General features: G+C 54.7%; 11 protein-coding genes. 5 read left to right on the top strand and 6 right to left on the bottom strand.

Features of this window, described 5'->3' with window-relative positions:
• A partial coding sequence (locus RC85_RS28630; protein WP_238383202.1) for a hypothetical protein occupies positions 1-212 on the top strand: 212 nt, incomplete at its 5' end.
• Positions 213-614: 402 nt separating this feature from the next.
• On the opposite strand, the gene RC85_RS22130 is transcribed toward RC85_RS28630, so the two are convergent.
• Both RC85_RS22130 and RC85_RS22125 read right to left on the bottom strand, forming a co-directional pair.
• Positions 615-1,298 (bottom strand): TIGR04283 family arsenosugar biosynthesis glycosyltransferase, encoded by a 684-nt coding sequence (locus RC85_RS22130; protein ID WP_068266924.1) that lies wholly within the window; start codon positions 1,296-1,298, stop codon positions 615-617.
• Positions 1,295-2,434, bottom strand: a complete 1,140-nt coding sequence (locus RC85_RS22125; protein WP_084422934.1) for an LptF/LptG family permease — start codon at positions 2,432-2,434, stop codon at positions 1,295-1,297. The genes RC85_RS22130 and RC85_RS22125 overlap by 4 nt, the downstream gene beginning before the upstream one ends.
• A 270-nt stretch (positions 2,435-2,704) precedes the next feature.
• On the opposite strand from RC85_RS22125, the gene RC85_RS22120 reads away from it, so the two are divergent.
• Together RC85_RS22120 and RC85_RS22115 are read left to right on the top strand one after the other, a co-directional pair.
• The gene (locus RC85_RS22120) at positions 2,705-4,441 is read left to right on the top strand and encodes a TlpA family protein disulfide reductase (RefSeq protein WP_160148126.1); all 1,737 of its coding nucleotides are present in this window, start codon (positions 2,705-2,707) and stop codon (positions 4,439-4,441) included.
• A gap of 81 nt (positions 4,442-4,522) precedes the next feature.
• A complete protein-coding gene (locus tag RC85_RS22115; protein ID WP_068266922.1) occupies positions 4,523-4,756 on the top strand; it encodes a hypothetical protein in 234 nt (77 codons plus the stop codon).
• A gap of 376 nt (positions 4,757-5,132) precedes the next feature.
• On the opposite strand, the gene RC85_RS22110 is transcribed toward RC85_RS22115, so the two are convergent.
• Positions 5,133-5,882, bottom strand: coding sequence for a (5-formylfuran-3-yl)methyl phosphate synthase (locus tag RC85_RS22110; protein WP_068266921.1), 750 nt, complete (start codon positions 5,880-5,882; stop codon positions 5,133-5,135).
• 100 nt (positions 5,883-5,982) lie between these two features.
• Here RC85_RS22110 and RC85_RS22105 point away from each other — a divergent pair, with 100 nt between their 5' ends.
• Complete coding sequence (locus RC85_RS22105; RefSeq protein WP_068266920.1) at positions 5,983-7,161, top strand: ribonuclease D; 1,179 nt, start codon at positions 5,983-5,985, stop codon at positions 7,159-7,161.
• Between the two features lie 283 nt (positions 7,162-7,444).
• Here the strand turns inward: RC85_RS22105 and RC85_RS27070 are convergent, their stop codons facing one another.
• The 3 genes from RC85_RS27070 to aceE all read right to left on the bottom strand — a co-directional run bounded on the left by RC85_RS27070 (position 7,445) and on the right by aceE (position 12,122).
• On the bottom strand, positions 7,445-7,618 hold the full coding sequence (locus RC85_RS27070) for a hypothetical protein (protein ID WP_157594003.1): 174 nt from the start codon (positions 7,616-7,618) through the stop codon (positions 7,445-7,447).
• 266 nt (positions 7,619-7,884) lie between these two features.
• Positions 7,885-9,291, bottom strand: a complete 1,407-nt coding sequence (locus tag RC85_RS22095) for a 2-oxo acid dehydrogenase subunit E2 (RefSeq protein WP_068266918.1) — start codon at positions 9,289-9,291, stop codon at positions 7,885-7,887.
• Between the two features lie 95 nt (positions 9,292-9,386).
• Positions 9,387-12,122: a pyruvate dehydrogenase (acetyl-transferring), homodimeric type gene (gene aceE / locus RC85_RS22090; protein WP_068266917.1), complete on the bottom strand. Its 2,736-nt coding sequence runs from the start codon at positions 12,120-12,122 to the stop codon at positions 9,387-9,389.
• Between the two features lie 204 nt (positions 12,123-12,326).
• On the opposite strand from aceE, the gene RC85_RS22085 reads away from it, so the two are divergent.
• Positions 12,327-13,136, top strand: a complete 810-nt coding sequence (locus tag RC85_RS22085) for an SDR family NAD(P)-dependent oxidoreductase (RefSeq protein ID WP_068266916.1) — start codon at positions 12,327-12,329, stop codon at positions 13,134-13,136.
• Positions 13,137-13,319 lie beyond the last annotated feature (183 nt).

Here is a 13,319-nt window from a genome sequence, read left to right as displayed (position 1 = left end):
AAAATGAACATTGCAAATTGAAAATTCTTGGGAAGCGGTATTTGCTGGTCAATTTACATTTTTCAGTGTTCATTTTGCAATTTGCAATCAACACCGAGGCCGGTCAGCCACACCCCCCCAAAGTCGTGCGGGCCCGAACGCGCGGGGCGATGCCCACGCGGTTAAACAATTTAGAAACCCTTCACGACATGGGGCATCGCCCAACGCCGTGAACAGTTTTGGTTGCGGAAAACACGTGTTAGGAACGAGCGGGGAATGAGTGTCGGCTTTCGCAGGGGACGTCGCATTAATGACTGCCGGATTGGTGTCGTCACTCATCCCGAGGGAAGTCGAAAAAATAAATGCGAATGGTCGTTGATCGATCCACGATCGTAACGCTGGTGAATAGTCCCGGCGGGACGGAAGCTCTCTGCCGGGGATGTAAATCCCCGGATGGCAGCGTTCTATCTCACTTTTTCTCTGTAACCGAGCCAGTGAATTGATGTGGGACAGCCATCCGGGTGCTCGCGCACCCGGCAGGGAGCTGCCGGCCCTCCGGGCCTAACGCGGTTAAACGAACGAACACGTGTTTTCCCGGGCCAAAACTCTTCACGGCGTTTGTTCCGGCCTACAGCTCAGTATCGATCCGCCAAACTCTCGGGCGTGGCACCGGCCGCGTAACGGACTTGCAACGTCCAATTGCGAATCGTTTGACGCAGCACGCCGGTTTGTTCCCATCGCCGCGAACTGATTTGCACGGGGCCGTCTAACAAAACCGGTCGGGCCAATTTGCGTAGCCGACGCGACAGATCGACGTCTTCCATCAGTGGGATTTCCGAGACGCCGCCGTGGCTCATCAACGCTTTGCGATTGGCAAAGATGGCCTGGTCTCCAAACGCCATCCCACGCCAACTTACGCGAGCGGCGTTGCCCAGTTCGATGGCTCGATAGATTGGTTTGTGTGAATCGATTTGTTGCTTGAACGCTCCCCAGACAAATTCATCGAGCTGGCAAATCTGATTCAAACAATCGACGCTAAGCAAATTGTCGGCATGTAAGAAAAGCACGACCTCGCCCGCGGCCACCGACAATCCGCCTGCCAGTTGTGTGCCACGACCTGGCAATGATCTGACGAACTTTGTTGCACCGGCCGCGGTTGCCGTGGCTTGCGTGTCATCGGTGCTGCCACCGTCGCTGATGATCGTTTCGCCAGCACCGGCCGCCTGCGCCGACTGAATCGCCGCTGCAACATGGTCTTGTTCATTCAGCGTTGGAATGATGACGGAAACATCAAGCGGTTTCCGAGAACTGGAGGTCATACTAACTGCACATCTCGGTAACGAACGTAAGCGATCGGACCGCAAACGAGCAGCGGGATCCAAGCGGCGATGGCCGGGCTGACCAAATAACCGCTCGTCCCAATGTAGTTGGCTCCTGTCTTGACGGCAAAGAAGGCCATCACGGTCATCATCGCCACGCTGATCATCAGGAACAAATTGCGTCCCTTGCGATTGACCACCAACGGCAATCCCAACAAGATCAACGCAAAGTCCAGCGGTGGACGAACGAAACGTTCATGCAGCAACACCTGCAGTTTCAGGCTGCTGTGAACCGCCGGGTTTTTGATCCGGGCGATCAATTCACCGATCGCTGCTCGGCGACTGGCCGCGTCGCTGGTTTGCAGCAGGTCGGGATCAACGCGAGTGACGAAGTACACTTGGCCGGGATTCAACCAAGCCTGATCTTTGCTGGTCAGCAAAATGGCATTGTTGTTCCAGAACACCGACGGCACAGTGTCGATATCCATCGGTCGGGCGACGTGTTCCAACAAGTATCCCGGTGGCAGGTTTGGATGGTTGTCCATCCACTGAGCCGATTTAGCCAGCAGCAAGTCACCAAACTTTCCGTAGTCGCCGTCCAGTCGAAAACTGGGGTCGTTCAAACGGCCGTGCTTACCATCCATCGATGTGGCGTCAACGAGGACTCGATTGATGATGTCGTACTTTGCCTTGACAGATTGCTCCGCTGACCCGGTCAGATCCTTTGCCTTCATCGACAGCGAATCGCGGTGATGGGGCAGAATGAATTCGCGGCTTAGCATTTGAACGGACACGATCGCCAGCGACGCGATGATCATCGGTCGCAGCAACCGGCCATGCGAAATTCCGGCGGCAAGCGTCGATGTCAACTCACCCGTCCGCCGCAACCAACCAACGGTAAACAAAAACGCCATCAAGGCAATGATCGCGCCGGTCCAATCAAACAGCAGCAGCATGTAAGGACCGTAAAACCGAAACAAGACGCCCAGCAACCCGCCTTCGATTTGTCCTTGCTTGACCAGATCGTCCATGCTGGTGAAAGCGTGGAAGACGACAAAGATGCCGGCCAGGGAGCAAAAGCAAATGAGTACCGTTCGCAAGAACAGAACCAATATGTAACGATCAATGCGAGTCACTTCAAAATGATCTTTAATAAAGGAGGTTGGGTAAGTCTCGGTCGCTGGGTAGTGTCCGAGAAAAAGGGCCCCGGTGGCAAGTCCGAGATCTTTTTCAGCTTGGAAAAAGCGTGTCGTTCTTGCAGAAATTCTCGTGGGCCGGCAACAAGACGCGTTAGTGGCGCAGTTCCGGCATCTCAAACCTGTCGTGAAACTGGCGAGACAGAATTTTCGTCAACCGATATGATCTATCAGGACTCCCTTTGCACTATTTTCTTGGAAATCGATCCCATGTGTTTTCTCAACGGACCTTTGGCATGCAGACGACTGGCGTTTTGCTGGATCCTGTGTTGGATCAGCCTGTCCGGATGCAGTTCGCCCGTCCAGGAAACCACCGATCAGCCAGCCGACGCTGAGACTTCACAAGCCGACATTCCTGACCGAATGATGAACGAGGATGCCCCGCCGGCAAATCGCTTGGTCCAGAACGCACAAAACCAGACCTCGCAAGCTCCCGACTTTTTGCCAAAGCAACCTCCGGCAGACAATCCAAGTGCTTCGACCGAACCATCGGCACCGGTCAATCGGTTTCCTTTGGCGGTCGCCGATCCCGGTGGCGAGAAGCCTGGGCGTGGTCTGCGAGCAGATTTGACGGCCGATGAACTTGTCGAGTTCTTAGCCACCGCCGACAAAGATATGCAAACCATCGTCTCGGGCGCGAGCGGAATTTCGGATCCTGAAAAAGCTCGTGACACGCTGATCCAAATCGTCAAAATGAAATGGGAAGCGTCTCGACGATTAGCAGAAGACCAAAACGTCAGCGACAAACTTCGCAGCGAAGGCAATCGAGGTCAGTTGCAAGCGCTATCACACTTGGCGTCGCTTGGTGACCTGAAAGCCGCCAAGGATTTAGAATCACTCGCCAAGGCAAACTTAGATTCGGATGACGATGCGTTGGTGTCCGACAGCCGTTTGGTCTTGATCGGTTTTGGCATTGAAGACTTGCGAAACGGTGTGGAAGAAGCGCCTGAAAACATCGTCGGCTTAGTCCGACAACTCGCTAGCACCGCATCGGATTCCGATGTGCCCGCGATGATGGTGATGGGGCAAGCTCGTGGGTTGCTGGCGAATTATGGACATGATCTTCAAGCCAAAGAAGTCCGCGACACCATCATCGACCTGTTTGCCAATTCACCTGATCCCAACATCGCCAAGATGGCCGCAGCAATGGCGGGCAACGTTCGTTTTGACGCGATCGATTCGATGGTCAATCAAATTGCGACAGGCAAAAATGAAGCTGCTGAAAATGAATTAGCGGAACCGGCAAGCGAAGTCACGGTCGCCGAATGGGTCGAAGCGGCGGAAACGTTGATCGATGAATCGGCGGACCTGCAAACGGTTCAATACTTATCCGGCGCGGCCATCGAATTTGAATCGCGCAACCGAATGGATTTGGCGGAAGCAACTTATCAAGTTATGAAGCGTCGGTTTACGGACAGAGATGCTGCGACGTATCAAGAGTTGATGATGGCGGTCAGCGCTCGCAACGCACGCGAAGACGCGATCGGTCGTGAATTCGATTTCTCGTTACCGTCGGTCGATGGTCGCCCCATCAACATTTCAGACTATCGCGGTCGAGTCGTATTGATGCCTTTTTGGACGATTGATTTTCCACAGTCTCTGCAGATTTTACCGGCGCTGAAGCAATGGTCTGACAAAGCACCCGGCAAGATTGCGATCGTCGGGATGAATCTGGACACCGACGCTGATCGAGTGCAAACGTTTACTGAGAAAAGCGGTTTGGATTTCCCCAGTTTTCGCGCACCGAATCCACAAGGGACCGATCCAGAGGCAGGCGATGACGCTTTGGCGTTGGAAGATACCGGTAGCGGCAATCCAGCGGCAGCTCAATTTGGCGTCGTGTCGTTGCCGTGCGTCGTTATTTTTGACCAGCAAGGCAAAGTCGTCAAAATCGATTTTGCAGGTCGTCAGTTGGATCAAACGATCAAGGAATTGATCAACCCTTAATCGATTCAACATAGACGAATCAACACAGACGAAAACTCTGATTACAATGTCAGCATCTGATATTGGTTTTAGGAGGTTGCAATGAATAAGAATTTCATCGAATTGACAGGCAAAACTTTGCTCGATGTGGTCAACGAAGGCGAAGTAGATTTGAAACAGCTCCACGATTCTGGCGTGGTCGGTGATTCGATTTTGCGAATCAACAAACACGGTGAGATCGAACTTCGCTGTCGAGACAACTGGACTCTCGTCGGCGGCTTGATTGGCAACTTCGAGGAACGGCTGCAAAAGCTGACCGGTTTAGATTGGGTTTAAAGAATCGTGCGAGCACCCCCACACGGCAACGCCGTGAAGGGTTTCTCAATCGTTTAACCGCGTTGGGCATCGCCCCGCGCGTCGTGCGGCACCGAACGCGCGGGGCGATGCCCACGCGGCTAAACGAACTAACACGTGTTTTCCTAGACCAAAACTCTTCACGGCGTTGCCCACACGGCCTACGAGTTGGCGTTCACTGGGAAGCGTCAAATAAAACCGCTAACAGGACGCTAATAGAGTTCATTGTTCGCCCCCAAAAGTGTGATTCTGCTGTTGGCTGATTAGCGTGCTGTTAGCGCCAATTAGCGGCTCAACGACTCCATACAGGCATCGGCAGAGGTCACGGTTGATCGTTCGGTTTGATGCTTTGTAACCGTCACGTCGCATGCCCATGAACAGTCGAACTGAATCGTCGGCACTTCTCTTCTGAAAGCGATGTTGATCTACCACCGTCGCACACCGCTCCGCGAACTCCGATGCAATCGGGGTGAATGCCATTGAGTGACAACTGATCGACTTGGGCTAGATCGATCGATCCTGCCAGTGACCACCAAATGCCGTTTTCGTAAGCGGCGTCGGCGAATGCTCGAAGCTGGTCGATTCCAAGATGATCGATCGATGTTCGTCCATCTTTTTGGAACGTGTCGATCAAAATGCGTTTTAGTCCGCCGGCCTTCGCGCCCAAAAGAACCTTCATCGGATCGATTGATTTGGCCGATTTGAAATCTGCGTAGGCGACGGCGACCAATTCGGTTGATGCGTGCAGATGATTTTTAATGGTTCGCCATCGCTGCATCAGCAAATCAACATGGTCGCATTCGCTGGAACCCATTTTGGCGAACCGAAACTGCGGTGGCAATTGTTTTGCACATTGATTGGCCTGATCAAATTCGCCCAGCGCGGCAGAGAGATGTTGGTGCTTGGGTAGCTGAGAGGATTTAGCGGCAACCAAGTTCCACAAATCAATCGAGGCGGGGGAAATCGCCCCCCAGGCTGGGTCTTTTAAGTCGATGATATCAACTTGACTAATCGTGGCTAGCAGGTCGAACTCTTCCATTGACGCTGCGCTGACCAGAAATTCGGGCAGCTTGGCTGTGCTGTTCGCTGGCGACGTGGAAATTGCCATCGATAGACGTTGCAGTTCGTTTGGAAGCGGATAGCCGAAGTCGGCGTTGGCGGTTAGATTCGTGCAGCAATCCCGCCTCTTCTTTGTGACAAGGTTACCGGTGAAGTACGAATCGATAAACACGCCGCAACATCTGCAAGCCTTTTGTGATGAGATCGCCGATTGCCCAAGGATTGGATTCGACACCGAATTTGTATCCGAAGACACCTACCGTCCCCAATTGTCGTTGATCCAGGTCGTTGCCGGAGATCGCTTGGCGATCATCGACCCCGTTGAGGTTCCTGATACCGGTCCGTTCTGGGAATTGCTTTCGACGCCCGGCCGCGTCGTGATCGCTCACGCGGCTCGCGAGGAAATCCGGTTTTGTTTCCGATACTCTGGAAAAACGATCGCCGGACTTTTTGACACTCAACTGGCCGCCGGGTTTGTCGGAATGGAGTATCCGGCTTCTTTGGGAACGTTGGTTCAGCGATTGGTCAACAAAACTTTGCCCAAGGGTGAAACGCGTACCAATTGGATGCGTCGTCCGTTGACTGAAGATCAGATCACGTATGCGTTGCACGATGTGACCGATCTATTTGAGATGCATGACAAGCTTTTGGCGATGGCAGAAAAACTGGATCGCGTGCGTTGGATCGATGAAGAGACGGAGGTGTTGCAGCAAAAAGTGGTCACGGCCGAAACGTCGGAAAACTGGCGTCGTGTTAGCGGCGCATCGGGCTTGAAGCCTCGCCAATTGGAAGCCGTTCGGCACATTTGGAAATGGCGAGAAGAGCAGGCGAAGAAGTTAGATCGATTGCCACGTCGCGTGCTGCGTGACGACTTGCTCGTGGAGCTTGCCAAGAAAGGATCACCCGACCCCAAAAAGATCCGCAGCATTCGAGGCATGGAACGACGCAACTTGAATGATCAGTATGCTGCGATTGGTCAGGCCATTCAGGCGGCACTGGACACGGATGAAGATGATCTGCCCAAGCGTCCTCGTGGTTCACGCCGCGTGGTGTCGCCGATGTTGAGTCAGTTTTTATCGACGTCGATCGCTTGTATTTCGCGGCAGCACAAGCTGGCACCACCAATTGTTGGCAACGCCGACAACGTTCGCGAACTGCTTGGTTACGAACTCGATCGCCGTCCGGGTGATTCCAAGCCATCGTTGTTAAAAGGTTGGCGCGGCGAGATCGTGGGAACGACGTTCCGACGAATCTTGTCCGGCGAATTAGCCATCCGCGTCGCGGATGTCAAAGAATCTCAGCCCCTGGAATTCTTTGAAGCCGAGTGAAAAAAAAGTAGCTGATCCCGCCAGGGTTCAGTTGATCATTAGCTGTACCCGACTGAACCCTGAGTGGGCCCAGCTACGAAAAATTTCGCCAAATAGGGAACTTGTTTCAGGACGCTAAGTTTAGAGTTTGAACTGCCCCAAGTTGAACAGATCCAGGGGACATCGATTTGATTGCTGCTGGATTGGTGTTGTTACTCATCCCGAGGGAAGTCGAGCAGACCAATGCAAGCAGTCGTTGATCGCTCCGCGATCCGAGCTTACGTGAATAGTTCTGGAGGGGCAATCAAGCCAAAGTCTGCTCGCTGTCGCCCCATCCGGGGCTTCGGTTTTTGCTGCGTTTGATTCCGTGGGTCAAGACCCACGGCACCGTGCTGACGCCCCATCCGGGGCTAATGTAAGCGCCATTGGGGCCATCGCCCAACGCGGTGAAGATTAGTTCGTTTAGCCGCGTGGGCATCGCCCCGCGCGCCGTGCATCCCCGAACGCGCGGGGCGATGCCCGACGCGGTTAAACAATTTAGAAACCCTTCACGGCGTTGGGCATCGTCCCGCGCGTTGTGCATCCTCGAACGCGCGGGGCGATGCCCGACGCGGTTAAACAAGAGAATTCTCGAGTTGTGGTAATCGGCAGCCCGCTAGGGGGCAGTTATTCTGCCGGACTCACAAACAACTGAACCCTGGCGGGATCAGCTACGATCGTTGTAGCACCAGCCTGAAATGATGCTTAAAGCGCCAGCAGCAATCGGCTGGGGGCTTCTAGGTAACCGATCACGTCGTTCAAGAAACGTGCTGCGGTTCCGCCATCGACCAGGCGGTGGTCGTAGGACAGGCTTAGTGGCATCATCAATCTTGGTTTGATCGAATCGTCGGGCATGACGACGGGCAGCTTGCGACTGCGTCCGACCAACAGGATCGCGACTTCGGGGACGTTGACGATCGGGGTTGAGTACTGGCCGCCGATCGCGCCCAAGTTGCTGATCGTGAACGTGCCGCCACGCATGTCGCTGATGGCAATCTTTCCACCGCGAACTTTGCCCGCCATTTCGGCTAGCGATCGAGTCACCTCGGGCACTCCCATTCGGTCCGCGCCGTGCATCACGGGGACTTTCAGGCCGTCTTCTGAATCGACGGCGATTCCGATGTTGACGTAGTTCTTGTAAACGATTTGCTCGTTCGCTTCGTCCAGCATCGCGTTGATCGCGGGATGATGGCGAAGCGCTGTGGCAACGGCTTTGATCAGGAACGGCATTGTCGTCAGCTTCAAGCCTTGGGCCGCGTAATCGTCCTTGCTGGACTTGCGAAGCATTTCCAGATCGGTGATGTCGGCATCGTCAAAGTTGGTGACGCGTGGGACGTTGGTCCAGCTAGCCAGCATTTGCTTGGAGATCGTTTTACGGATCTTGGTCATTCGATCGACGCTGATCGGACCGTAATCATCGGCGTCTGCGGTGCCAGGGGAAGCGGGCGATCCTGGGTTGGCAACTGCCGCTGGACTGGCAGCGGTTGCTGGAGCCGAAGCCGCGGAAGAACGGTTGGCGGATCGGACGACGGAGAGGATGTCATCACGTGTGATGCGACCACCGTCACCTGTCCCCGACACAATACTCAAATCCACGCCCACTTCACGAGCAAACCGGCGAATCGCAGGACCAGCGGGCAAAGCTACGGTCGAACTCTCAGCAACTGGTGCTGGCGGTGCGACGGGAGCCGGAGGTGCGGCAGGCGGCGCGGCAGGCGGCGCTGGTGGTGCAGCGGCCGCGGGAGGAGCGGCGGGTGGCGGTGTTGGCTTGGGAGCTTCGGCCTTCGGTGGCTCCGGTGCTTTCGGTGGTTCTGGCTTGAGAGCCTCCGCTTTGGGCGGTTCGGCCTTTGGCGGTTCTGGTGTCGCGGCACCTTCGGCAGCTTCGACTTCTAAAATCGTGCCACCAATGGGAACCGTGTCTCCCTCATCAACTAAAATCTTGGTCACCTTGCCACCGGCCGATGCGGGAACCGGGACAGTCGCCTTGTCGGTTTCCATTTCGATGATGTCTTGGCCGGCCGTGATCGTGTCGCCCACGGCCACAAAAATCTCAAGCACGTCGCCTGATTCAATGCCGTCGCCAAGTTCAGGAAGTTTTACTTCGGTAGCCATAGGGGAAGAATTAGTTTTTAGAGATAGAGGTGTTAGGTTTTTAAAAGTAGGCCGTGTGGAGCTTGGCGACACACGGCAAAGTCAAACTGCATTAACTAAGCGAAGTATGGATTCACTTTTTCGGGGTCGTAATCCAGTGCCTTGATTGCATCGACCACGTCCTGTGGTTTCAGGACGCCGGCTTTTGCCAAACGGCTTAGCGTCGCGATCGTGATCGACTCGCCATCGACCTCGAAGTGTCGTCGCAGAGCTTCGCGAGTTTCGCTGCGTCCAAGTCCATCGGTTCCGAGAACGAAATAGTCGCCGGGGATGAAAGGCGTCAATTGCTCACCGAGTGTCTTCACATAATCACTCGCGGAGATAAACGGACCTTCGCGGCCTTCCAAGACTTCCTCGACGTAGCTGGTCCGCGGTGTCTCGGTCGGATGCAACATGTTCCAACGCTGGACATCTTCGGCTTCGCGACGCAACTGGGTGTAGCTGGTCACGCTCCAAACATCGCTGGCGATATTGTATTTCTCTGCCAGAATTTCCTGGGCCTTCAAAGCACAATTCAGGATCGCACCGCTGCCGAACAACTGGACGCGTGCCAGTGGTTTCTCAACATCGACGCTCTTGAATTCGTACATGCCCTTGATGATTCCATCTTCACAGCCTTCGGGCATCGTTGGGTGATCGTAGGCGTCGTTTTCGGCAGTGATGTAATACATGCACTCTTCGCCCTTTTCGTACATTCGTTCCAAGCCTTCTTGGATGATCACGATCACTTCATAAGCGAATGCGGGATCGTACGAGCGAACCGTTGGGAACGCGATCGCATTGAGTAACGAATGGCCGTCTTGGTGTTGCAGGCCTTCACCGTTTAGCGAGGTTCGGCCCGCGGTGCCACCAATCAAGAAACCCTTGGCTCGCATATCGGCGGCAGCCCAAATCGAATCGCCAACGCGTTGGAATCCGAACATGCTGTAGTAGATGTACAGCGGAATCATGTTCACGCCATGACAACTGTAAGCCGTGCCGGCTGCACAGAACGAACTCATCGAGCCGCATTCGTTGATGCCCTCTTCTAAGATCTGGCCGTCCTGGGCTTCCTTGTAGTACGAAATCTGATCCGAATCGACGGGTTCATAAAGTTGGCCTGCGTGAGCATAGATGCCGAACTGCTTGAACATGCCCTCCATTCCGAACGTGCGACTTTCGTCGGGAACGATCGGGACGACGTACTTGCCAATCTTCTTGTCTCGGCAAAGCGCCACCATCATTTGAACGACAGCAAACGTGGTGCTGCAGTTCTTACCGTCGCCCAAGCGGTCGATCAGCTTTTTGAAGTCCGCCAATTTGGGAACCTCGATCGTCGGATGTTCCGTTGGACGGCTGGGCAGCGGTCCGCCGAGCGCCTCACGACGTTGTCGCAGGTACTTCATTTCGGCGCTGTTTTCGGACGGCTTATAGAAAGGTGCCGTGCCGACTTCTTCGTCGCTGATCGGAATGCCAAACCGAGTTCGGAATTCAAGCAGCTCGTCTTCGTTCATCTTCTTTTGGTTGTGGGCAACGTTTCGGCCTTCGCCGGCTTCGCCCAATCCATAACCCTTGACGGTCTTGGCCAGGATCACGGTTGGCTTTCCGTTGGACTGTTCAACGGCCTGCTGGTAGGCCGCGTAAACCTTTTCAGGATCATGGCCGCCGCGGCGAATCTTTTCGATCTTGTCGTCTGAATAGTTTTCAACCAGCTTCAGCAATTCAGGGTACTTCCCAAAGAAGTGCTCGCGTGTGTAGCCGCCCGGCATGCCTTGGTACTTTTGGTACTGGCCATCGACGACTTCTCCCATTCGCTTGACCAGCAAGCCGCTGGTGTCTTTGGCCAGCAGTTCATCCCACTCGGATCCCCAAACAACCTTGATCACATTCCAACCCGCACCGCGGAAAATGCTTTCCAGTTCTTGAATGATCTTGGCGTTGCCGCGAACCGGACCGTCAAGTCGCTGCAGATTGCAGTTGACCACGAAAATCAGGTTGTCCAGTTTTTCGCGTGCGGCTAGTCCAATCGCACCGAGTGTTTCGGGTTCGTCGCATTCGCCGTCGCCCAAGAATGCCCAGACCTTTTGTCCCTTGGTGTTCTTGATTCCACGATCGTTCAGGTATTCGTTAAACCGTGCTTGGTAAATTGCCATGATCGGGCCCAGACCCATCGACACCGTTGGGTATTCCCAAAAGTCGGGCATCAAGTACGGGTGCGGGTAACTACTCAGTCCGCCACCGGGTGCCAATTCGCGGCGAAAGTTTTCGAGATGGTCTTCGGTCAAACGCCCTTCCAAGAAAGCTCGGCTGTACATCCCGGGCGAAGCGTGGCCTTGGAAGTAGACCGAATCACCGGAGTAGCCGTCTTCGCCGCGACCTTTGAAAAAGTGATTGAAGGCGACTTCGTAAAGCGTTGCACTCGAAGCGAACGTGCTGATGTGTCCGCCAACTCCGCCGGGGCGTTTGTTTGCTCGCACGACCATTGCCATCGCGTTCCAGCGGACGATCGATTTCAGGCGTCGTTCCAATTCGCGATTGCCGGGGAACGCCGGTTGGTCATTGCGTGGAATCGTGTTGACGTAAGGTGTGCTGGTGTCCTGTGCACATTGAATTCCGTCTTCGGCGGCGCGGTCGCGAAGTTGTTCGATCAGAAATTGAACGCGTTCGGGGCCTTTGCTTTGCAGAACGTAGTCAAGCGAAGCGAGCCATTCTTGGGTCTCGGCACTATCGATATCGATGTTATCAGCGGCGGTTTCTAGCTCACCGATTTGTTGTTCGATTTCGGCCTGGGCAACAGTTTTCGAGTCAGACATGCGGCGTACAGGTATGAGAATTGGGCGGTTTATATTAGATTTAAAGCATCGATAGGGTAGCTTGCCGGGTGGTCAAGCGGCAAGACCGCGACGATTAGCGGGGCGATGGATTACCGAAACTAGGCACTCATGGCCACGGATCGGTCTTTCGGCCCAGGATACTTACTGGAAATTATCGCGTAACGGCTACTCAAACGGTTTCTGATGTCACCAAAACCCGCTTTTTCCAGTGCCGCAGCCGTCGTGACTGGATCGTCCAGCGGGATCGGACGGGCGACCATTTCTGCGTTGGCGAAAGCGGGCGCCAGTCAGTTGGTCGTCCATTACTGTGCCAACCAGAGGGGGGCCGAAGAGACCGCCAAGATCGCTTGGCAATCCGGTTGCGAAGAAGTTTTCGTCGTCCAAGCAGATTTGCAGATCCCGTCGCAGCGAGACCACCTTGCCGAAGTCGCGTTCAAAAAGTTCGGCCGAGTCGATGCCTGGATCAACAATGCCGGTGCCGATGTGTTGACCGGCGATGCAGCTAAATTGTCGTTCGCTGAAAAGTTGCAATGGTTGTGGCGAGTCGATGTGCAGGCGACGATTGAACTGTCGCGAAACGTTGCCCAGCGAATGTTGGAACAGACGACATCTGAATCGAATTCAGAAAAGCTTCCGCCGTCGATGACGTTCATCGGATGGGACCAAGCGCCGCTGGGAATGGAAGGCGACGCGGGACAAATGTTTGGTCCGATCAAGGCAGCCGTCATGGCGTTCGCCAACAGCATGGCTCAAGAGTTTTCGCCAGACTTGCGGATCAATACTGTCGCACCAGGATGGATCCAAACTTCGTGGGGCGAATCCACCAGCGACTATTGGGACAGCCGAGCCAAAGCACAATCGCTGATGCAACGTTGGGGAACACCGGACGACGTTGCAAAGGCAATTTTATACGCGGCTGATCCTGCCAACACATTCACAACCGGACAAACGATCGCAGTCGATGGCGGTTGGAGCCGGCGGTTTCAGGGTTAGCGTCGTTAGGAACGTACGACTTTTTAGAGTCGCCTTTCGCTTGGGACGTCGCATCAGTTACCGCGTGTTAGGCCCAGAGGGCCGGCAGGCTGCCCAACGCCGTGAAGAGTTTTGGTCCCGGAAAATACGGGTTAGTTCGTTTAACCGCGTGGGCATCGCCCCGCGCGTTTCGCCCCGCATGGA

It is taken from the genome of Rubripirellula obstinata (genome assembly GCF_001642955.1).
Taxonomy (GTDB): Bacteria; Planctomycetota; Planctomycetia; order Pirellulales; family Pirellulaceae; genus Rubripirellula; species Rubripirellula obstinata.
The sequence above is the reverse complement of the archived record's forward strand: the minus strand, read 5'-3'. Positions and strand labels throughout refer to the sequence as shown.

Excerpts from the sequence above, each read along its gene's own strand:
- RC85_RS22110 (WP_068266921.1), bottom strand. The coding sequence starts at position 5,882 with ATGGCAATTTCCACGTCGCCAGCGAACAGCACAGCCAAGCTGCCCGAA.
- RC85_RS22095 (WP_068266918.1), bottom strand. The coding sequence starts at position 9,291 with ATGGCTACCGAAGTAAAACTTCCTGAACTTGGCGACGGCATTGAATCA.
- RC85_RS22085 (WP_068266916.1), top strand. The coding sequence starts at position 12,327 with ATGTCACCAAAACCCGCTTTTTCCAGTGCCGCAGCCGTCGTGACTGGA.
- aceE (WP_068266917.1), bottom strand. The coding sequence starts at position 12,122 with ATGTCTGACTCGAAAACTGTTGCCCAGGCCGAAATCGAACAACAAATC.
- RC85_RS22115 (WP_068266922.1), top strand. The coding sequence starts at position 4,523 with ATGAATAAGAATTTCATCGAATTGACAGGCAAAACTTTGCTCGATGTG.
- RC85_RS22120 (WP_160148126.1), top strand. The coding sequence starts at position 2,705 with ATGTGTTTTCTCAACGGACCTTTGGCATGCAGACGACTGGCGTTTTGC.
- RC85_RS22130 (WP_068266924.1), bottom strand. The coding sequence starts at position 1,298 with ATGACCTCCAGTTCTCGGAAACCGCTTGATGTTTCCGTCATCATTCCA.
- RC85_RS27070 (WP_157594003.1), bottom strand. The coding sequence starts at position 7,618 with ATGCCCACGCGGCTAAACGAACTAATCTTCACCGCGTTGGGCGATGGC.